This window comes from Saccharothrix coeruleofusca, from assembly GCF_017876325.1.
GTDB lineage: Bacteria > Actinomycetota > Actinomycetes > Mycobacteriales > Pseudonocardiaceae > Actinosynnema > Actinosynnema coeruleofuscum.
Genome location: NZ_JAGINV010000001.1, coordinates 3,504,604 through 3,525,341, shown reverse-complemented (window position 1 = coordinate 3,525,341; position 20,738 = coordinate 3,504,604). Strand labels below are relative to the sequence as shown.

Sequence of the window (20,738 nt, the reverse complement as noted above, 5' to 3'; positions counted from 1 at the left end):
CAGGCCCAACCGATCCCCGCTGCCGGCGTTACGCCGCGGGCCGGACCACGATCTCGCTCACGTCCACTTCGGACGGTTGGTCGATCGCGAACGCGATCGCCGAGGCCACGGCCGAGGCGGGGATCGCGATCTTGCGGTACTCGCGCATCGCCTCGCGCGCCTCGGGGCTGGTGATGCTGTCCGCCAGCTCGGACTCCGTGACACCGGGGGAGATCGTGGACACCCGCACCCCCTCGGTGGCCTCCTGCCGCAGTCCTTCCGAGATCGCCCACACGGCGAACTTCGTGCCGCAGTACACCGCCGCGGCGGGCGACACCTCGTGCGCGCCGATGGAGGCGACGTTGATGATGTGCCCCGAGCGCCGTTCCTTCATCCCCGGCAGCGTGGCGGCGATGCCGTTGAGCACGCCGCGCACGTTGACGTCGAGCATCCGGTTCCACTCCTCGACCCGGCCTTCATCCAACCGGGACAGCGGCATCACGCCCGCGTTGTTCACCAGCACGTCCACCCGCCCGTGCCGCTCGGCCGCGTAGTCCACGAAGGACTGGAAGTCGGACAGGGAGGTCACGTCCAGTGCCCGGTGGTCGCCGCCGATCGACTCGGCCAGCTCGCGCAGCCGGTCCACCCGCCGCGCCCCGAGCACGACCTGGTGCCCCGCGCCGGCCAGCGCGCGGGCGGTGGCGGCGCCGATGCCCGACGACGCCCCGGTGATCAGCACTACCTTCTTCACGCCTTCTTCTCCTCTCGGTACAGCACCAGGTGCTCGTGGTAGAGCACGCCGTCCCGGATGTCGCCGGTCGCGGTGAACCCGGTGTCGTCCACGTAGTCCAGGTGCGACCCGGTCACCGTGTAGCTGCCGGTGTAGGCGCTGCGCCGGCTGCCGCGCGCCTCGTCGTACCGCCCGTTGGGCAGCAGCTCCTGACGGATGTAGCCGTCGGCGGTCACCCACATGCCGACCACGTCGATGTTCTCCATGGTTTCCATCGTGGGCAACGCGGGCGCGTTGAGGGAGGACGTGTCACACCCACCCAAGCGGGTTTCGCGCGTAACACGCGCGTCATCTTCCACGCCGGAGCGGCCCGCGCAAGCGGCTCGAAGGACGAAACGGACGTCGTCCATTCGTCGTTACCGTGCGTTGATCATCCGCCAAGCGGACACATTCTTCATTCTATTCGGTGTGGAAATGCACTGGTAGTCGACTTGATGGTGCGCGCAGTATCGAATTGATGCGCACTATCCGTGCTCAGACCCCTCGTCAACGTGACGTGTCGTGCGTTACGGTACCGATCTGGGAGCGCTCCCAGTCTTGACACCCCGCTCTCGCGTCGGTCCCCGATCCAGAGACGAAATGGGAGCGTTCCCAGACGACGATTTGCTCGCAAGGAGGCGATGCATGAGTCTGCGCACGTTCGTCCGGTCCCGCAAGCTGGGCGGGGCGTTGGCGGCGACGTCGGTCGTGGCACTGTCCGCGACGGCGATCGTGGCCGGCGGCACCAGCGCCAGCGCCGCACCAGGCTGTCGGGCCAACTACACCATCAGCAACCAGTGGAGTGGCGGCTTCAGCGCCACCGTCACGGTCACCAACCTCGGCGACGCGATTTCCGGTGGCTGGACGCTGGAGTGGGACTTCGCCGCCGGGCAAACCGTCCAGCACGGCTGGAACGGCACGTTCTCCCAGGCCGGGACCCGCGTGACCGTCCGCAACCCGTCCTGGAGCCCGACGGTGGGCACCGGGGCGTCGATCAGCCCCACCTTCAACGGCAGCTGGAGCGGCGACAACCCGGTGCCGACCCAGTTCCGGCTCAACGGCACCGTCTGCACGGGCAGCGTCGAGACGCCCGGCGAGACGCCGGGTGACACCCCGGCCGCCAGGGTGGACAACCCCTACTCCGGGGCCAAGGTCTACGTGAACCCGCAGTGGTCCGAGCGCGCCGCCGCCGAGCCCGGCGGTTCCCGGATCGCCAACCAGCCCACCGGTGTGTGGCTGGACCGCATCAGCGCGATCGAGGGCAACGACTCGCCCACGACCGGCAGCATGGGCCTGCGCGACCACCTCGACGAGGCGGTCGAGCAGGCGGCGGGCGGCCAGCTGGTGTTCCAGGTCGTCATCTACAACCTGCCCGGTCGCGACTGCGCGGCGCTGGCGTCCAACGGCGAGCTGAAGGCGACGGAGATCGGTCGCTACAAGAGCGAGTACATCGACCCGATCGTGGCCATCCTGTCGGACTCGAAGTACGCCAACCTGCGCATCGTCACGGTCATCGAGATCGACTCGCTGCCGAACCTGGTGACCAACGTCTCGCCGCGCGAGACCGCCACGGACAACTGCAACACCATGAAGGCCAACGGCAACTACCAGGAGGGCATCTCCTACGCCGTCGGCAAGCTGGGTGACATCCCCAACGTCTACAACTACCTCGACGCGGGCCACCACGGCTGGATCGGGTGGGGCGACACCCAGGAGCAGTACGACAACTTCCACGCGTCCGCCAAGCTGTTCGGCTCGATCCTGGGCCGCAACGGCGCCACCGCCGACAAGGTCGCCGGCTTCATCACCAACACGGCGAACTACTCCGCGTTGGAGGAGCCGTACTGGAAGGTCGAGGACAGCGTTGGCGGCAAGATCGTCAAGGAGCACGCCAAGTGGGTCGACTGGAACGACTTCAACGGTGAGATCGACTTCGCCACGGCGCTGCGCTCGGAGCTGGTGAAGAACGGCTTCAACTCCAACATCGGCATGCTGATCGACACCTCCCGCAACGGCTGGGGCGGTTCGAAGAGGCCGACGGGCAAGTCCAGCGCGACGGATGTCGACAAGTACGTCGACGAGTCCAGGATCGACAAGCGCATCCAGAAGGGCAACTGGTGCAACCAGTCCGGTGCCGGCCTCGGCGAGCGGCCCAAGGCCTCGCCCAAGCCGAACATCGACGCCTACGTCTGGATCAAGCCGCCGGGTGAGTCCGACGGCGCGAGCAAGGAGATCCCGAACGACGAGGGCAAGGGCTTCGACGAGATGTGCGACCCGAAGTACCAGGGCAACCCGCGCAACGGCAACAACCCCTCGGGTGCTCTGGACAACGCGCCGCTGTCGGGCCACTGGTTCTCCGCGCAGTTCCAGGAGCTGATGAACAACGCCTACCCGCCGCTGTAGATCGCGCGCAGCGCACGGAACAACCGGATAGGTGATCTCCCGCAGGCGGCGCCCGGCACGGGCGTCGCCTGCGGGCGTCGTCGGGGCCGCTGCTGCCTCAGGCGACCAGCCGGTCGGTGACGGCTTGGGCGAACGTGCTGACCTTGATGGTGTCGAGGTCGGTCTGCGGGCCGGTGATGTCGATGGTCATGCGGACGACCCGGTCGCCCTTGGCCTGCAGGGCGGTGCAGATCTGGTGCGCGCGGACCGAGTTGACCAGGCAGTAGGCGTACCGGTCGTCCACGAACGGCTTGGTCGGACCCTGGTTCTCCTGCGTGTAGAAGTACTCGTCGATGTGCAAGGCGCTCTCGACGGACCCGAAGTCGCGGTGGCAGCCCGAGGCGGCGCGGGCCTGCTTGACCACGTCCTTGCCCGCCACGTCCCGGTAGACCACGCCGTACTGGGTGATCTTGGCCTGCTGGGTGGCGCCGGACCAGGTCCACGCCGTGGTGATGCCCGCCGCCGCCTGCCCGGCCGAGGCCAGATCGGGGCACTGGACCAGCGCGGTCACCCCCTCGACCGGCTCGCCCGCCCGCACCAGGCCCTTGGCCGCGGTGACCTCCTCGGGCAGCAGCAAGGGCCTGGCCATCGCCGCGTAATCGGGAGCGGGAGCGCTGACGGGCGCGTCCGGCGCCCCCGAGCACCCGGCGACCGCGAGCAGGGCAGCGCCGACCGCGATGAACGTTCTCTTCACGTAGTTCCCCCTGGAGAATGCGAACCGTCCCATCCTAGAGAGTCGCCGCGGGCGGGCCGCGCGGCCCGCTGGAGCCGCTCCACGTCGCACGAGCGCCGATCGGTGCGTAACTTCGGTGGGGTGACATCTGGACTTCCCACCACCGCGGGTGAACTGCGCGCGGCCGGGCACCGGCCGCGCGGCGTCAAGGCCGAGATCCGGGAGAACCTGCTGGCCGCGCTGCGCGAGGGCCGCGACCCGTGGCCGGGCATCGTGGGCTTCGACCGCACCGTGCTGCCGCAGCTGGAGCGCGCCCTGCTGGCGGGCCACGACGTCGTGCTGCTGGGCGAGCGCGGCCAGGGCAAGACCCGCCTGCTGCGCACGCTGGTCGGCCTGCTGGACGAGTGGACCCCGGTCATCGCGGGCGCGGAGCTGGGCGAGCACCCCCTGGACCCCATCACGCCGGAGTCCAAGCGGCGGGCCGCCGAGCTGGGCGACGAGCTGCCGGTCGCCTGGCGGCACCGCGACGAGCGGTTCGCCGAGAAGCTGGCCACGCCCGACACCAGCGTCGGCGACCTGGTCGGCGACGTGGACCCGGTCAAGGTCGCGCAGGGACGCAGCCTGGGCGACCCGGAGACCATCCACTACGGCCTGCTGCCGCGCTCGCACCGCGGCGTCATCGCCGTCAACGAGCTGCCCGACCTGGCCGAGCGCATCCAGGTCGCGCTGCTCAACGTCATGGAGGAGCGCGACATCCAGATCCGCGGCTACACGCTGCGGCTGCCGCTGGACGTGCTGCTGGTGGCCACCGCCAACCCGGAGGACTACACCAACCGGGGCCGGATCATCACCCCGCTCAAGGACCGGTTCGGCGCGGAGATCCGCACCCACTACCCGCTGGAGATCGGCGCCGAGATCGACCTGGTGCGCCAGGAGGCCGAGCTGGTCGCCGAGGTGGGCGACCACCTGCTGGAGGTCATCGCCCGGTTCGTGCGGCACCTGCGCGAGTCGTCCTCGATCGACCAGCGCTCCGGCGTGTCCGCGCGGTTCGCCGTGGCGGCGGCGGAGACGGTGGCCGCCTCGGCGCTGCGCCGCTCGGCGCTGACCGGGGAGCGCCCGGCCATCGCCCGGCCGGTGGACCTGGAGTCGGTGCCGGAGGTGCTGCGCGGCAAGCTGGAGTTCGAGGCGGGCGAGGAGGGGCGCGAGCAGGAGGTGCTGACCCACCTGCTGCGCCGCTCGGTGGCCGACACGGCCCGCGCGGCGTTCGCCGGGCTGGACCTGCGGCCGCTGGCCGAGGTGGTCTCCAACGGCCACCCGGTGGCCACCGGTGAGCGGGTGCGCGCGGGCGATCTGCTGGGCGCGCTGCCCGAGGTGCCGGTGCTGCACGAGGTCGCGGCCCGGCTGGGCGCGGGGCCCAAGGACCCGGCGGGCCGGATCGCCTCGGCGGTGGAGCTGGCCCTGGAATCGCTCTACCTGACCCGCAGGCTGGCCAAGGACAGCGACGACGACCGATCGGTGTACGGATGAGCGGTTACCGCTACCGCCGCTACGCGGGCGGCCCCGACCCGCTGGCCCCGCCCGCGGACCTGCGCGCGGCGATGGACGAGCTGGGCCGGGAGGTCATGGAGGGCTCCTCGCCCGCCGCGGCGCTGCGCGAGCTGCTGCGCCGCGGCCTGCCCGGCCAGCGCGGGCTGGACGAGCTGACTTCACGGCTGTGGCAGAAGCGCGCCGCGATCCAGCGCCGCCACCGCCTGGACGGCACGCTGCAGGAGGTCCAGCGGCTGCTGGAGCGGGCGCTGGAGGCCGAACGCGCGGCGCTGTTCCCCGACCCCGACGACGAGGCCAGGTTCCGGGAGGCCCGGCTGGACGCCCTGCCGCCGGGCACCGCCGCCGCGGTGCGCGAGCTGGCCGAGTACGACTGGCGCTCGCCGCAGGCCCGCGAGTCCTACGAGCGGATCCGCGACCTGCTCGGGCGCGAGCTGATGGACCAGCGCTTCCAGGGCATGAAGGAGGCGATGAGCAACGTCGGGCGGGCCGATGTCGAGCGCATCCAGCGGATGCTCAGCGACCTCAACGGCCTGCTCGCCGCGCACGCCGCGGGGGAGGACACCGACCAGCGGTTCGCCGAGTTCATGCGCGAGCACGGCGACTTCTTCCCGGAGAACCCGAGCACGGTCGACGAGCTGATCGACGCGCTGGCGGCCCGCTCGGCCGCCGCGCAGCGGATGATGAACTCGATGACCGAGCAGCAGCGCGCCGAGCTGGCCGCGCTGAGCGAGCAGGCGTTCGGCGACTCCGGTGTCGGGCAGCAGCTGGCCACCCTGGACTCGCTGCTGCAAGGTCTGCGCCCCGGCGAGGACTGGAACGGCTCCGCCCGCTTCCGCGGCCAGAACCCGCTGGGACTGGGCGAGGGCGCGCAGGCGATGGCGGACCTGGCCGAGCTGGACGCGCTGGCCGAGCAGCTGGCCCAGTCCTACCCCGGCGCGCGGTTGGAGGACATCGACCTGGAGGCGCTGGTGCGCCAGCTCGGCGAGGAAGCCGGGGTCGACGCGCGGCGGCTGGCCGAACTGGAGCGCCAGCTGCGCGAGCAGAACCTGCTCGAACGGGCCCCGGACGGCTCGCTGCGGCTGACGCCGAAGGCGTTGCGGCAGCTCGGGGAGACCGCCCTGCGCGGCGTGCTGGACACGGCGCGGGCGCAGGGGCAGCGGGACAACCGCCAGGCGGGCGCGGCGGGCGAGCTGATCGGCAGCACCCGGCCGTGGCGGTTCGGCGACACCGAGCCGTGGAACGTGCCCCGCACGGTGTCCAACGCGGTGCTGCGGGCCGCGGGCGGCGCGGTGTCGCTGGACGTGGTGGACGTGGAGGTCAGCGAGACCGAGCAGCGCTCGCGCGCGGCGGTGGCGCTGTGCGTGGACACGTCGTGGTCGATGGTGCAGGACGGGCGGTGGGTGCCGATGAAGCGCACCGCGCTGGCGCTGCACCACCTGGTGAGCACCCGGTTCCGCACGGACGCGCTGCAGCTGATCACCTTCGGCAGGCACGCCGAGACGGTGGACATCGGGCAGCTGACCGCGCTGGAGGGGGTGTGGGAGCAGGGGACCAACCTGCACCACGCGCTGCTACTGGCGGGCAGGCACGTGCGGCGGCACCCGGACGCGCAGCCGGTGGTCCTGGTGGTCACCGACGGCGAGCCGACCGCGCACCTGGAGGCCGACGGCGAGGCGGTGTTCAACTACCCGCCGGTGGACCGCACGCTGGCCAAGACCGTGGCGGAGGTGGACGCGCTGACCCGGCTGGGCGCTTCGATGACGGTGTTCAAGCTGGGCGAGGACCCCAGGCTGGCCGCCTTCGTGGACCTGGTCGCCCGGCGCAGCGGCGGTCGCGTGGTGGCCCCCGGCGAGGACGGCCTCGGCGCGGCGGTGGTCAGCGACTACCTCCGCTCCCGCCGCCACCGCTGACCCTCGCGGGTGGTGGCCCACCCACCACCCGCGAGTCGCGCCCGGACACCGCGCCGAGCGTTCGCGCACTTCCACCCGGCTCGAATCGCCTGAGCGGGTAATAGCGCGGCGTGATCCCGCTCCGCCAGGGTGTCGGCATGATCGAACCCGGACCGCTGACCGTCAAGATGCGCCGGATCTGCCTGGAACTCGCCCGCGTGCGCGGTGAGAGGGGGCTGACGCAGAAGGACGTGGAGCGGTTGCTCGGCATCCCGTCCAGCACCCTGTCGCGCATCGAGAGCTGCGAGCGCGCGGTGCGGCGGGACGACCTGTCCGCCCTGCTGGCGATCTACCAGGTGGCCAGGCCGGTGCGCGAAGCCGTGCTGAAGCTCCACCGGGAGGCGAACCTGCCCAGCCTCCTGGAAGAGGCGGACCTGCACGTGCACGACGAACTCGCCACGTGGGTGGGGTTCGAGGAGCACGCCGTGGAGATCCGCAACTACGAGCACTTCCTGGTCCCCGGCCTGTGCCAGACCGAGGACTACGCCCGAGCGGTGATCGAGAACTACGGCCTGCCGCTGGAGCGGTCCGAGGTGCACCGCCGGGTGGCCGCCCGGATCGCGCGGCAGGGGTTGTTGCGCCGGGAGGGCGGACCTCGGTTGAACGTGCTGCTGCACGAGGCCGCGCTGTGGCAGGACGTGGGCGGGCCTGATGTCATGCGGGAGCAGTTGAGGCACTTGGCGGCCTTGGCCGACCGACCCGGTATCGAGGTGCGGATCGTGCCCGGTGGTGTCGGCGCGCATCCGGGGCTCGTCGAAGGTGCTTTCGTCATCCTCGACTTCGTGGGTCTGCCGAGCCTGGTGCACATCGAGCACATGGTGCACAGCCTCTACTTGGAGGAAAAGCCGGACGTGAATGCTTACAAGGCCGCTTTCAACGGCATTCTGGCTGTTGCGCACGGTGCGCGGGACTCGGTAGACCTGATTCGCAAGTTGGGTGAAGGGCTGTGAGTGTGGAGGAGGGTGCTGTTGTGGAATTCAGGTGGCGCAAGAGCAGCTACAGCGGGGGCAACACCAATTGCGTCGAGGTGGGGCTCGGCAGTGCTGGGGTGGGTGTGCGGGACTCGAAGAACACCGCTGCCGGGCATCTGGTCTTCCCGGCGCGGGCGTGGTGGGAGTTCGTCCGCGCTACGGCCGATCGCGCCTGAACGCTCGGTTCAGGGTGTCCGGACGCTCGGCTCGTGGTGGGGGATTATCGGCCTGACCTGCGGATTGCAGAATCCCACAAGAGGTCTACATGATCGGGCGCGCACACTCGACACCAGCGGGGCGGCCTGCGAGGGGGCAAGGGGGAGTGGGCCGCCCCGTTCTCCGGCGGCACCTCGGATCAGCTCCCGTTCGTGGTGCTCGTGTCCCGATCCGTCGGTGCCAGCGCCTGTTCGGTCGCCTCGTCCGGCGCCACCCGCCGCTTGTCCGGCCGGGTCACCGAGTAGTGGGCCTCGGCGCGCATCCGCTCGACCATCTCCGGGTAGTGCAGCTCGAAGGCGGGCCGTTCGGAGCGGATGCGCGGCAGTTCGGTGAAGTTGTGCCGGGGCGGCGGGGACGTGGTGGCCCACTCCAGCGAGTTGCCGAAGCCCCACGGGTCGTCCACGGCCGCCGGGTCGCCGTAGCGGTAGCTGCGGAAGACGTTCCACACGAACGGCAGCACCGAGGCGCCCAGCACGAACGCGGCCACCGTGGAGACGGTGTTCAGCGCGGTGAACCCGTCGGTGGGCAGGTAGTCGGCGTAGCGGCGGGGGAAGCCCTGGTTGCCCAGCCAGTGCTGGACCAGGAACGTGCCGTGGAAGCCCAGGAACGTGGTCCAGAAGTGGAGCTTGCCCAGCGGCTCGTCCAGCATCCGGCCGGTCATCTTGGGGAACCAGAAGTAGATGCCCGCGTAGGTGGCGAACACGATGGTGCCGAACAGCACGTAGTGGAAGTGCGCCACCACGAAGTAGGTGTCGTGGACGTGGAAGTCCAGCGGCGGGGAGGCCAGCAGGATGCCGGTCAGGCCGCCCAGCAGGAAGGTGACCAGGAAGCCGATGCTGAACAGCATCGGCGTCTCGAAGGTCAACCGGCCCTTCCACATGGTGCCGATCCAGTTGAAGAACTTGATGCCGGTGGGCACCGCGATGAGGAAGGTCATCAGCGAGAAGAACGGCAGCAGGACCGCTCCGGTGGCGAACATGTGGTGCGCCCACACCGCCACCGACAGCGCCGCGATCGCCAGCGTGGCGAAGACCAGGCCCTTGTAGCCGAACAGCGGCTTGCGGCTGAACACCGGGAAGATCTCCGACACGATGCCGAAGAACGGCAGCGCGATGATGTAGACCTCGGGGTGGCCGAAGAACCAGAACAGGTGCTGCCACAGGATCACCCCGCCGTTGGCCGGGTCGAACACGTGCGCGCCCAGCTTCCGGTCGGCCAGCAGGCCCAGCAGACCGGCGGTCAGGATCGGGAAGGCCAGCAGGACCAGGATGCTGGTGATGAAGATGTTCCAGGTGAAGATGGGCATCCGGAACATGGTCATGCCCGGCGCGCGCAGGCAGACCACGGTGGTGACCATGTTGACCGCGCCGAGGATGGTGCCCAGGCCGCTGACGGCCAAGCCCGCGATCCACAGGTCCGCTCCGACGCCGGGGGCGTGCGCCGCGCCGCTCAGCGGCGGGTACGCCGTCCAGCCGAAGTCCGCCGCGCCCCCCGGCGTGAGCAGGGAGCTGAGCACGGTCAGCCCGCCGAACAGGAACAGCCAGTACGAGAAGGCGTTGAGCCGGGGGAAGGCCACGTCCGGCGAGCCGATCTGCAGCGGCAGGACGAAGTTGGCGAAGCCGAACACGATGGGCGTGGCGTAGAGCAGCAGCATGATCGTGCCGTGCATGGTGAACAGCTGGTTGTACTGCTCGTTGGACAGGAACTGCAGACCCGGCCGCGCCAGCTCACCCCGGATCAGCAGCGCCATCAGACCGCCGACCATGAAGAACCCGAACGAGGTCGTCAGGTACATCAGGCCGATCTGCTTCGGGTCGGTGGTCCTGAGCAGACCCAGCAGCACCGCGCCCTTGGGACGTCGCCGCGCGGCGCTCGGGTGGGTGATGACGGGTTCCGGCCTGAGCGCGGTCATGACCGCCTCCCTCGTCCCGACGACGTGAGCCGGTCCATGCTGTACCCCACCGGGTGTGCCGGGCAATCACCCAGCGCGACGAGCGCGGTCGCTCAGGTGGACACCCGGCCCTCCGGCGGCTCGGTGGGCGCGGGCACCCTGATCTGCGTCGACACCGACTCCGTCGCCCGCTCCAGGAACCGCAGCAGCTCCACCGGGAACGGCAGCACCAGCGTCGAGTTCTTCTCCGCCGCCACCTCGACGATCGTCTGCAGCAGCCGCAGCTGGAGGGCCGCGGGCGTCTGGGCCATCGCCGCGGCCGCCTCGGAGAGCTTGCGCGAAGCCTGCAGCTCGCCGTCGGCGGTGATGATGCGGGCCCGCCGCTCGCGCTCCGCCTCGGCCTGCCGCGACATCGAGCGCTTCATGCTCTCCGGCAGCGCGACGTCCTTGATCTCCACCCGGTCGATGTCGATGCCCCAACCGGTGGCCGGGTTGTCGATCAGCAGCTCCAAGCCCTGGTTGAGCCGTTCGCGGTTGGACAGCAGGTCGTCCAGCTCGCTCTTGCCGATGATCGAGCGCAGCGAGGTCTGGGCGACCTGGAGCACCGCGAACCGGTAGTCCTCCACGTTGACCACCGCGCGCACCGGGTCGGAGACCTTGAAGTAGACCACCGCGTCCACCCGCACCGTCACGTTGTCGCGGGTGATGCCGTCCTGGGCGGGGATGGGCAGCGTGACGATCTGCAGGTTGACCTTCCGCAGCCGGTCCACCACCGGCACGATCACGGTCAGGCCGGGGCCGCGCAGCGCGTCGCGCACCCGGCCGAAGCGGAAGACCAGGCCCCGCTCGTACTGCTTGACCACGCGGGCGCTGGAGGCCAGGCCGACCGCGGCCAGACCGAGCACGGCGAGCACGACGTCGAGGACCATGGCTCCTCCCACCCCGAGGGTACGCCCGCCGCTCCCACCAGGCGGACGTTCTTCCGCGCGTCACCCGGCCGGTTATCGTCGGACCATGCAGACCTGGTCAACCACCCCCGTGCCGAGGCTCGACGGCGAGCCTCGCCCCCTCCGGCTGTTCGACACCGCCACCGCCGAGGTGCGGCCCACCGCACCGGGGGAGACCGCCAGGCTGTACGTCTGCGGCATCACCCCCTACGACGCCACCCACCTCGGGCACGCCGCCACCTACCTCGCCTTCGACCTGGTGCACCGGATCTGGCTGGACAACGGCCACGACGTGCACTACGTGCAGAACGTCACCGACGTGGACGACCCGCTGCTGGAGCGCGCCGAGCGCGACCAGGACGACTGGGTCGTGCTGGCCATGCGGGAGACCGCGCTGTTCCGCGAGGACATGGAGGCGCTGCGGGTGCTGCCGCCGCGCCAGTTCGTCGGCGCGGTCGAGGCGATCCCGGAGATCGTGGAGGCCATCGCCAAGCTGCTCGCCGACGGCGCGGCCTACCGGGTCGACGACGCCGAGTACCCGGACGTGTACTTCGACCGGTCGGTCACCGGCCGGTTCGGCTACGAGTCGAACTACGACGAGCAGACCATGACCCGGTTCTTCGCCGAGCGCGGCGGCGACCCGGACCGGGCGGGCAAGCGGCACCCGCTGGACGCGCTGCTGTGGCGGATGGCCCGCCCCGGCGAGCCGTCGTGGCCCTCGGAGCTCGGGCAGGGCCGCCCCGGCTGGCACATCGAGTGCAGCGCCATCGCGCTCAACCGGCTGGGCACCTCCTTCGACGTGCAGGGCGGCGGCTCCGACCTGGTCTTCCCGCACCACGAGTTCAGCGCGGCCCACGCCGAGGCGCTGACCGGCGAGCACCCGTTCGCCCGGCACTACGTGCACGCGGGCATGATCGGGCTGGACGGCGAGAAGATGTCCAAGTCCAGGGGCAACCTGGTGTTCGTCTCCAAGCTGCGGGCCCAGGGGATCGACCCGAACGCGGTCCGGCTGGCCCTGCTGTCCGGGCACTACCGCCAGGACCGGCCCTGGACCGACGACCTGCTGGCGGCCGCGCAGGACCGGCTGGCGCGCTGGCGCCGGGCGGCGGAACTGCCCTCGGGCCCGAGCGCGGCGGCCACCGTGGCCAGGCTGCGCGACCACCTCGGCGACGACCTGGACACCCCGCGCGCGCTGGCCGCGCTGGACGCCTGGGTGGACGAGGCGCTGACGGCGGGCGGCGCGGACCCGGACGCGCCCCGCCTGTTCCGCACCGCCGTGGACGCCCTGCTGGGCGTGGCTGTGTAGGACTGTGCTGGATGGCCGGGTTGGGGTGCTGGGTCACCTCGGGTGGCCCAGCACCGTGGCGCGTCAGGCGTCGAGGGTCCAGCTGGTGAGCGTGCCGGTGTCGGCCAGGCCGAGGTCGCGCACGCGCAGCGTCCAGGTGCCCGTGACGTTCTCGCGGGAGGCGTCGACCGTGTAGGTCTGGTTGATGTTGTCGGTGCCGCCGCCGGTCCGGTTGTGCAGGGTGTAGATCGAGCCGGTGGGCGAGATCAGCTCCACGACCAGGTCACCGATGTAGGTGTGGGTGATCTCCACCCGCACGGTGGTCGACGCCGAGGCGGGGCCCGCGCAGTCGAGGGTGACGGAGCTGTTGGCCTCCGACAGGTCGCGGATCGGCGCGTCGCTGTCGTTGGTCACCGCCGGGCAGTCCGCGCCCACCGGCAGCACCGTCCAGGTGAACGAGGTGGTGCCGGTCCGCCCCGACGCGTCGGTCACGGTCACCGTCACCGGGAACGAGCCCGTGGCGGTCGGCGTGCCGGAGATCAGACCGGTCTCGCTGATCGACAGCCCGGTGGGCAGGCCGGAGGCGGTGAAGGTGCGCGGCGTGGTGCCGCCGAAGGCCGACAGCTGCAGCGACACCGGCACGTCGACGGTGCCCGCCTGGTTGCCGGGGTTGGACAGCGACGGGGCCTCGGCGGTGCTGTCGCCGGTGAACAGCAGCTTGTTCGGCGAACCCGTGCCGGGGTTGGTGACCTTGTCCGGGGTGGCCGTGCCGGTCAGCGCCGCCGCCACCGCGGCCGGGCTGTCGGTCGGGTGGTCGGCCAGCCACAGCGCCGCCGCGCCCGCCACGTGCGGGGTGGCCATCGAGGTGCCGCTGATGGTGTTGGTCGAGGTGTCGTTGGTCGTCCACGCCGAGGTGATGTTCTGGCCCGGCGCGAAGATGTCGGTGCACGTGCCGTAGTTGGAGAACGAGGCGCGCGCGTCGGTGTTGGTGGAGGCGTTGACCGTGATCGCCTCGGCGACGCGGGCCGGCGAGGTGCTGCAGGCGTTGGTGCTGGAGTTGCCCGACGCGATCGCGTAGGTCACGCCCGAGGCGATCGAGTTGCGCACGGCGGTGTCCAGCGAGGCGTTGGCGTTGCCGCCCAGGCTCATGTTGGCCACGGCGGGCTTGATGGCGTTCTGGGTGACCCAGTCGACGCCCGACACGACCCCGGCCGTGGTGCCCGAGCCCGCGCAGTTGAGCACCTTCACGCCGATGATGTGGATCTCCTTGGCCACGCCGTACTCGGCGCCGCCGACGGTGCCCGCCACGTGCGTGCCGTGACCGTGGCAGTCGGTGTCGTTGCTGTCGACGGAGTTGAAGCCCCACTCGGCCCGGCCGCCGAACGTGGCGTGCGTGGTGCGCACGCCGGTGTCGATGATGTAGGCCCGCACGTTGCTCGCGGTGTTCGGGTACTCGTAGCTGCTGTCCAGCGGCAGGTTGCGCTGGTCGATGCGGTCGATGCCCCACGACGGCGGGTTGGGCTGCTCGGCCAGCCGCACCGGCAGGTCGGCCTGCACCATCGCCACGCGCGGGTCTGCGGCGAGCCTGCGCGCCTGGGTGGGGCTCAGGGTGGCGTGGAAGCCGTTGAGCGCGTGCTGCCAGGTGGTGCGCACCTGGCCGCCGTGCTGGGCGACCAGCGCGTCGGCCGTGCGCGCGGAGGCGCCCAGCGGCGAGGCGTCGTCGCGCAGGGTCACGATGTAGGAGTTGGGGATGGCGTCGGCGCGGTCCGCGTCGAGCACCCGCCCCTCGGCGGCGGCCGGACCTGCACCGGTCACCGCCATCGCCGCGGCGGTGGCCGTGGCCAGGGCGAGCGCGGTCAGTCTTGTTCTGGTGGTGCGGGGGTCTCGCATGGCGAAGGTCTCCCTCGGGCAGAGTCGCCCGGCCGACCCGGCCGGTGGCCGAGCGGCTGGGCTCGCAGGGGTGGGACGTTCGCGCGAACGGGGGTTGTGCCGACCTGGTCGCTTCGATCATCGGGCTGAAAAGCCACTGCCAGTAGCACCGTTAGTCGTAATCGGCCGGACTCGCGTCCTGGAAGTGCTCGGCCCGGAACCGCCGCCACCGCTGCAGCATTTCGGGCATCTCGTGGTGCAGGAACTCGAAGAACGCCAACGTCTCGGTGATCCGCTCGCCCGCGGGGGTGCCCGCGCCCAACGCGGCGATGCCGTCCTTGAGGGAGCCCTGCCAGCGCAGCAAGAACTGCTCACGGCGGAAGATCGCCTCGTACCAGACGTCGTCGTAGACCCGGTAGACGTCGCGCCGCGAGCCGGTCTCGCGCTCCCGGCTGACCAGGCCGACCTGGGTCAGGTAGCGGACCGCGCCGGAGATCGCCGCGGGCGACACGCGCAGCAGCTCGGTCAGCTCGGCGGCGGTGAGCGTGCCCGAGTCGGTGGCCAGCATCGCCACGAACACCCGTGACGGCATCCGGGGCATCCCGGACTCGGTGAGGACCGCCGAGAAGCGCTCGATGAAGCGCAGCACCGCCCGCTCGTCGCGCTCGCCCACCCGTGTCACCGCCGCATCATCATCTTCCGCTCCGCTGGACGCGGGGAGTTTATACGCTTCTTTAACTTCACGAGTTCATGAAGATTTGTAGTCTCACGCCATGACACCCGCGATATCCGTGTCGGGGCTGATCAAGGACTTCGGCCCGACGCGCGCGCTCGACGGTCTGGACCTGACCGTGCGCACCGGTGAGGTGCACGGTTTCCTCGGCCCCAACGGGGCGGGCAAGTCCACCACCATCCGCGTGCTGCTGGGCCTGCTGCGCGCCGACGGGGGCTCCGCGCGCATGCTGGGTGGCGACCCGTGGCGCGACGCCGCCGCCCTGCACCGCAGGCTCGCCTACGTCCCCGGTGACGTCAGCCTGTGGCCCAACCTCACCGGCGGGGAGGTCATCGATCTGCTGGGCAGGCTGCGCGGCGGCATGGACCAGAAACGCCGGGCGCGGCTGCTGGAGCGCTTCGAGCTGGACCCGCGCAAGAAGGGCCGCGCCTACTCCAAGGGCAACCGGCAGAAAGTCGCCCTGGTCGCGGCGCTGGCCTCGGACGTGGAGCTGCTGATCCTGGACGAGCCGACCTCGGGCCTGGACCCGCTGGTGGACGCGGTGTTCCGGGAGTGCGTCGAAGAGGAGCGCGGCAGGCGCACGGTCCTGCTGTCCAGCCACGTCCTGGCCGAGGTCGAGGCGCTGTGCGACCGCGTCAGCATCATCCGCGGCGGCCGGACCGTGGAGACCGGCACACTGGCCGAGCTGCGCCACCTGACCCGCACCAGCGTCACCGCCGAGCTGGCCGCGCCGCCCACCGGCCTGGCGGAGCTGCCCGGCGTGCACGGCCTGGAGGTGCGCGGCACGCGGGTCGCGTTCGAGGTCGACACCGGCCACCTCGACGCCGCCCTGGGGGCGCTGGTCGGTGCGGGTGTGCGCGCGCTGACCAGCAGGCCGCCGACGCTGGAGGAGCTGTTCCTGCGGCACTACCGGGACCAGCCGCCCGTGGCGGCGACGCGATGAGCGCGCTCGTCGGCACCGGTGCGCTGATCCGCCTCGCGCTGCGGCGCGACCGGGTGCTGCTGCCGGTGTGGGTGGTCTGCCTGGCGGGCGTCACGGTGGCCACCGGCTCCGCCGTGGGCGAGCTCTACGGCACGGCCGAGTCGCGCGCCCTGCTCGCGACCACCGCGAGTGGCAACCCCGCGTTCCTGGCGCTGCTCGGCCCGCTGCACGACTCCACCACCGCAGGCGGCCTGCTGGCCTGGCGCTGGGGCGTGTTCGGCTCGCTGCTCACCGCGCTGGCGGCGATGTCGCTGGTCACCCGGCACACCCGCGCCGAGGAGGAGACCGGGCGGCTGGAACTGCTCGGCGCGACCGCGATCGGCCGCCGGGCACCGCTGGCCGCGGCCGTGTCGGTGTCGGCGCTGGCCTGCGCGCTGATCGGGGCGGCCTGCGCGCTCGGGCTGGTCGGCATGGGCGAGGGCGTCGCGGGCTCGGTGGCGTTCGGGCTCGGCTTCGCGGCGGTGGGCCTGGTGTTCACCGCCGTGGGCGCGGTGACCGCGCAGCTGTCCGCGACCGCCCGCACCGCCAACGCGCTGGCGGGCGGTGCGCTGGGGGCTGCCTACCTGCTGCGCGCGGTCGGCGACGCGGCGGGGGAGCGGGGACCGTCCTGGTTGACCTGGCTGTCGCCGATCGGCTGGTTCGAGCAGCTGCGGCCGTTCGCCCAGGAGCGCTGGTGGGTCCTGCCGCTCGCGCTCGGCCTGGCCCTGGCGCTGGTGACGGGCGCGTGGGTGCTGGTGGCCCGGCGCGACCTTGGCGGCGGCCTGCTGCCGACCAGGCCGGGCGCGGCCCGCGCGCCGCGCTCGCTGGGCAGCGCCCTCGGGCTGGCCTGGCGGTTGCAGCGGGGGATGCTGCTGGGCTGGGCGCTGGGCATGTTCGTGCTCGGCGCCGTCTACGGCGCGGTGGCGCGCGGCGTGGAGGAGATGCTGACGAGCAACCCGCTGCTGGCGCAGCTCATCGCCAGGATGGGCGGCTCCGGCGCTCTCGTGGACGTCTACCTCGCCTCCATCCTGGGCGTGGTCGGCCTGTTCAGCGCGGTCTACGCGGTCCAAGCGGCGCTGCGGCCGCGCTCGGAGGAGATCGCGCTGCGCGCCGAACCGGTGCTGGCCACGCCGGTGCGGCGGACCCGGTGGGTGGCCGGGCACCTGCTGTTCGCCACGATCGGCAACGCCGTCGTGCTGGCCGCCGCCGGACTCGGCGCGGGACTGGTGCACGGGCTGCGCGTCGGCGACGTGGGCGGTCAGGTGGCGCGACTGGTCGGCGCGGCTCTCGTGCACGCCCCGGCCGCGTGGGTGGTCGCGGGCTTGGCGCTGGCGCTGTTCGGGCTGGCGCCGAAGCTGGTGCCCGCCTGTTGGGCGGTGCTGGTGCTGCTCCTCGTGCTCGGCCAGCTCGGCCCGCTGCTCCAACTCGACCGGTGGGCCATGGACCTCTCGCCGTTCACCCACGTCCCGGAGGTGCCCGGCGCCGAGGTGAGCGCGACCCCGCTGGTGTGGCTGACGGTCGTGGCGGCGGCGCTGGCGGCGGTGGGCCTGCTCGGCTTCCGGCGGCGGGACGTGGGCTGACCGGCGCTCGCGGGGCGAACGCGCGGGTGCCGGTCAGCTCGACGCCCCGGCCGCGAGGTCAGGCACGCGCGGGGGAGGCGGTGGTCGCGGTGCGCCGGAACCGGCTCGGGTTGGTGCCCCGGACCCGCTTGAACGCCGCGCTGAACCCGAACGGGTCGGCATACCCCACGGCGCGGGCGACCTCGGCGATGGTCGCGCTCTCCCGCTCGACCAGCAGGTCCGCCGCCAGCGTCATGCGCCAGCGGGTGAGGTAGGCCAGTGGCGGTTCGCCGACCAGGTCGGTGAACCGCTTGGCCAGCGTCGAGCGCGACACCCCGGTGCGCTCGGCCAGCGCGGCCACCGTCCACGGCGCCGCGGGCTCGGCGTGCAGCAAGCGCAGCGCGTGGCCGACCACCGGATCCCGCTGGGCGGCCCACCACGCCGGGGGCTCGCCGCCGGGCCGGTCGAACCACTCGCGCAGCGTGCACACCAGCATCCAGTCCAGCAGCCGGTCCAGCACCACCTGCTGGCCCGGCGCGTCGACGGCGACCTCGGCGGCGAGGTGGTCCAGCACGGGGTCGGCCGGGCCCCCGGCGTCCACCCGCAGCACCACGGGCAGCGCGTCCAGCAGCCTGCGGCTGATCTCGCCGCGCACCGGGTAGGCGCCGACGATCAGGGTCGTCGCGTCCCGGTCCGCACCCGCGTCCCCGCAGTCGTTCCAGCCGAGCCGGTGCCTGGTCCCGCCCTGTTCGGGGACCGCGCAGTGCTCGCCGCACGCGATCGGTTCGGCCAGGGTGCCGACCTCGTCGACGAAGGTGAACGTCGCGGGGCCGCGCACGACGACCGTCTCGCGGGCGCGCAGCGGCTCGGGCGGGTGGCCCTCCGGCACGATCCACCCCGCCCCGGTCAGGACGGTGCACAGGGTCAGCGGCGCCCCGTCCACGAAGTGCAGCGCCCAGGGCGGGGACAGGGTCGAGCTGCCGAACAGCGAGCCGTGGGCCCGCACTCCCCGGATCAAGTCGCTGAACGCGTCCACCACACCCAGGTTAGACGAATGGACAGGAGGTCTGGCTGATCACCTATGGGCTCGTCCAATTTGCTGGTGTTGAATCGATGCCATGAGCGACAGCACCACACTCGTCCTGGGCGCGACCGGCAAGACCGGTCGGCGGATCGTGCCCCGGCTGCGCCTGCGCGGCACGCCCGTGCGCACCGCTTCCCGGTCCAGCTCCACCCGCTTCGACTGGTCCGACCCCGGCGGCTGGGACGCGGCACTGCGGGGCGTCACCGCCGTCTACGTGGTGGCCCCGACCGTGCCGGGCCCGGTGCACGAGTTCGTGGCGCGGGCCGAGGCCGCCGGGGTGCGGCGGCTGGTCCTGCTCTCCGGGCGCGGTGCCGACACCTGGGGCGACTCCGCGTTCGGGCTGGACATGCGCTCGGCCGAGGACGCCGTGCGCGGCTCGGCGCTGGAGTGGACCGTGCTGCGGGCGTCGAACTTCGACCAGAACTTCGACGAGGACGTCTTCCACGCCCCGCTGGTGGCCGGGGAGCTGGCGCTCCCGGCGGACGCGGTGCCCGAGCCGTTCGTCGACGTCGAGGACATCGCCGATGCCGCGGTCGCGGTGCTGACCCAACCCGGTCGGCACGCCGGACGGGTCTACGAGCTGACCGGGCCGCGCGCGCTCACCTTCGCCGAGGCCGTCGAACTGATCTCCCGCGCGTCCGGCCGGGAGATCGCCTACCGGCGGATCACCCCCGCCGAGTACGCCGCGACGCTGGTCGAGCAGGGCCTGGACGAGCAGAGCGCCCACCACGTCGCCGAGATGTTCGTGCTCATGGCGCGCGGGCTGCTCGCCACCGCGACCGACGACCTGGCCACCGTGCTGGGACGGCCGCCCCGGACCTTCGAGGACTACGTCGTCCGGACCGCGGCCTCAGGAGCGTGGACCTGACGACCACCACCCCAGCCCCGTCGGCAAGTACTACCCGACGGGGCTGCGAGGGCCGGTAACCACCTCCGGTCGTCGCCCGACTCGCGCGCCGCTGTCTAGAGCCCGGCGGGGCCCCGGCCGGGTCCGCGGCCCCGCCGCCGCAGGTAGCGCTCGAACTCGGCCGCGATCGCGTCCCCGCTGGCCTCGGTGATCTCGATCTCCGCGTCGCCGCGCTCCTCCAGCGCCCGCACGTAGTTGCGCACGTCCTCGTCCTCGTCGGCCATCTCGCTGACCGTGCGCTCCCACTCCTCGGCCTGCTCCGGCAGCGCCCCCAGCGGCACCTCCACGTCGAGCACCTCCTCGACCCGGTGCAGCAGCGCGAGCGTGGCCTTGGGGGAGGGCGGCTGGGACACGTAGTGCGGCACGGCGGCCCAGAACGAGATCGCGGGGACCCCCGCCTGCACGCACACGTCCTGGAAGACGCCGACGATCCCGGTCGGCCCCTCGTAGCGGGAGCGCTCCAGGCCGAACTTCGCCGCCGAGGCCGCGTCGTAGGCCGTGCCGGTCACCGGCACCGGCCGGGTGTGCGGGGTGTCCATCAGCAGCGCGCCCAGCGTCACCACCGTCGTCACGCCCAGCTCCTCGACGTGCCCCAGCAGCTCGGCGGCGAACTTGCGCCACCGCATGTTCGGCTCGATGCCGTGCACGAGCACCACGTCGGTGGAGGACCCCGGCGGCCTGCACACCGACAGCCGGGTGGTGGGGAACTCGACCCGCCGGGTGATGCCGTCCACCATGCGGACTGTGGGCCTCGTCACTTGGAAGTCGTAGTAGTCATCGGGGTCGACCTCCGCCAGCGGTTTGGCGTCCCAAGTCAGCTGCAGGTGCTCGATCGCGGTGCTGGCGGCGTCTCCAGCGTCGTTCCACCCCTCGAACGCCGCCACCATGATCGGGTTGGTGAGCGGTTTGCCGGGTTCGAATGGGGTCTGGGCGGCCTGGTCGGGATCGGTCACCG

The 20,738-nt window shown here is 71.9% G+C and carries 18 protein-coding genes; 9 read left to right on the top strand and 9 right to left on the bottom strand.

The features are described from left to right. Positions 1–28: 28 nt before the first annotated feature. On the bottom strand, positions 29–730 hold the full coding sequence (locus tag JOF41_RS15870; RefSeq protein ID WP_307867426.1) for an SDR family oxidoreductase: 702 nt from the start codon (positions 728–730) through the stop codon (positions 29–31). Beyond that, a complete protein-coding gene (locus tag JOF41_RS15865; RefSeq protein WP_189227653.1) occupies positions 727–975 on the bottom strand; it encodes an Atu4866 domain-containing protein in 249 nt (82 codons plus the stop codon). Before JOF41_RS15865 ends, JOF41_RS15870 begins: the two co-directional genes overlap by 4 nt. A 418-nt stretch (positions 976–1,393) precedes the next feature. On the opposite strand from JOF41_RS15865, the gene JOF41_RS15860 reads away from it, so the two are divergent. Further along, positions 1,394–3,151, top strand: a complete 1,758-nt coding sequence (locus JOF41_RS15860) for a glycoside hydrolase family 6 protein (protein WP_189227652.1) — start codon at positions 1,394–1,396, stop codon at positions 3,149–3,151. 97 nt (positions 3,152–3,248) lie between these two features. Here JOF41_RS15860 and JOF41_RS15855 read toward each other — a convergent pair whose 3' ends face one another. Next, a complete protein-coding gene (locus JOF41_RS15855; RefSeq protein ID WP_189227651.1) occupies positions 3,249–3,884 on the bottom strand; it encodes a hypothetical protein in 636 nt (211 codons plus the stop codon). A gap of 120 nt (positions 3,885–4,004) precedes the next feature. Between JOF41_RS15855 and JOF41_RS15850 the strand changes: the two genes are divergently transcribed. The 4 genes from JOF41_RS15850 to JOF41_RS15835 all read left to right on the top strand — a co-directional run bounded on the left by JOF41_RS15850 (position 4,005) and on the right by JOF41_RS15835 (position 8,507). Beyond that, on the top strand, positions 4,005–5,390 hold the full coding sequence (locus JOF41_RS15850) for a sigma 54-interacting transcriptional regulator (protein ID WP_189227650.1): 1,386 nt from the start codon (positions 4,005–4,007) through the stop codon (positions 5,388–5,390). Beyond that, on the top strand, positions 5,387–7,321 hold the full coding sequence (locus tag JOF41_RS15845) for a vWA domain-containing protein (protein WP_189227649.1): 1,935 nt from the start codon (positions 5,387–5,389) through the stop codon (positions 7,319–7,321). The genes JOF41_RS15850 and JOF41_RS15845 overlap by 4 nt, the downstream gene beginning before the upstream one ends. Positions 7,322–7,458: 137 nt before the next feature. Beyond that, the gene (locus JOF41_RS15840; RefSeq protein ID WP_209619875.1) at positions 7,459–8,310 is read left to right on the top strand and encodes a helix-turn-helix domain-containing protein; all 852 of its coding nucleotides are present in this window, start codon (positions 7,459–7,461) and stop codon (positions 8,308–8,310) included. Beyond that, the gene (locus JOF41_RS15835; protein WP_307867425.1) at positions 8,307–8,507 is read left to right on the top strand and encodes a DUF397 domain-containing protein; all 201 of its coding nucleotides are present in this window, start codon (positions 8,307–8,309) and stop codon (positions 8,505–8,507) included. The genes JOF41_RS15840 and JOF41_RS15835 overlap by 4 nt, the downstream gene beginning before the upstream one ends. Positions 8,508–8,686: 179 nt before the next feature. Here JOF41_RS15835 and ctaD read toward each other — a convergent pair whose 3' ends face one another. Continuing rightward, the gene (gene ctaD, locus JOF41_RS15830) at positions 8,687–10,459 is read right to left on the bottom strand and encodes an aa3-type cytochrome oxidase subunit I (RefSeq protein WP_209619872.1); all 1,773 of its coding nucleotides are present in this window, start codon (positions 10,457–10,459) and stop codon (positions 8,687–8,689) included. A 92-nt stretch (positions 10,460–10,551) separates the two neighbouring features. Further along, entirely contained in the window at positions 10,552–11,367 is an 816-nt protein-coding gene (locus JOF41_RS15825) for an SPFH domain-containing protein (protein ID WP_189227363.1), read from the bottom strand. 85 nt (positions 11,368–11,452) lie between these two features. Here JOF41_RS15825 and mshC point away from each other — a divergent pair, with 85 nt between their 5' ends. Beyond that, a complete protein-coding gene (mshC, locus tag JOF41_RS15820) occupies positions 11,453–12,691 on the top strand; it encodes a cysteine--1-D-myo-inosityl 2-amino-2-deoxy-alpha-D-glucopyranoside ligase (protein WP_209619868.1) in 1,239 nt (412 codons plus the stop codon). Positions 12,692–12,754: 63 nt separating this feature from the next. Here mshC and JOF41_RS15815 read toward each other — a convergent pair whose 3' ends face one another. Beyond that, positions 12,755–14,560, bottom strand: a complete 1,806-nt coding sequence (locus JOF41_RS15815; protein WP_209619865.1) for a S8 family peptidase — start codon at positions 14,558–14,560, stop codon at positions 12,755–12,757. Between the two features lie 151 nt (positions 14,561–14,711). After that, positions 14,712–15,221: a GbsR/MarR family transcriptional regulator gene (locus JOF41_RS15810; protein ID WP_229796354.1), complete on the bottom strand. Its 510-nt coding sequence runs from the start codon at positions 15,219–15,221 to the stop codon at positions 14,712–14,714. A 91-nt stretch (positions 15,222–15,312) separates the two neighbouring features. Here JOF41_RS15810 and JOF41_RS15805 point away from each other — a divergent pair, with 91 nt between their 5' ends. Beyond that, on the top strand, positions 15,313–16,215 hold the full coding sequence (locus tag JOF41_RS15805; RefSeq protein ID WP_209619862.1) for an ABC transporter ATP-binding protein: 903 nt from the start codon (positions 15,313–15,315) through the stop codon (positions 16,213–16,215). Beyond that, positions 16,212–17,813, top strand: coding sequence for an ABC transporter permease (locus JOF41_RS15800; RefSeq protein ID WP_209619860.1), 1,602 nt, complete (start codon positions 16,212–16,214; stop codon positions 17,811–17,813). Before JOF41_RS15805 ends, JOF41_RS15800 begins: the two co-directional genes overlap by 4 nt. Before the next feature lie 58 nt (positions 17,814–17,871). Here JOF41_RS15800 and JOF41_RS15795 read toward each other — a convergent pair whose 3' ends face one another. Beyond that, positions 17,872–18,828, bottom strand: a complete 957-nt coding sequence (locus JOF41_RS15795) for an AraC family transcriptional regulator (protein WP_189227368.1) — start codon at positions 18,826–18,828, stop codon at positions 17,872–17,874. A gap of 82 nt (positions 18,829–18,910) precedes the next feature. Here JOF41_RS15795 and JOF41_RS15790 point away from each other — a divergent pair, with 82 nt between their 5' ends. After that, a complete protein-coding gene (locus JOF41_RS15790) occupies positions 18,911–19,744 on the top strand; it encodes an NAD(P)H-binding protein (RefSeq protein WP_209619856.1) in 834 nt (277 codons plus the stop codon). A gap of 95 nt (positions 19,745–19,839) precedes the next feature. Here the strand turns inward: JOF41_RS15790 and JOF41_RS15785 are convergent, their stop codons facing one another. Further along, positions 19,840–20,736 carry a PAC2 family protein gene (locus JOF41_RS15785; protein WP_189227370.1) on the bottom strand — a complete coding sequence of 299 codons (897 nt, stop codon included), beginning with the start codon at positions 20,734–20,736 and terminating at the stop codon, positions 19,840–19,842. Positions 20,737–20,738: the final 2 nt, after the last annotated feature.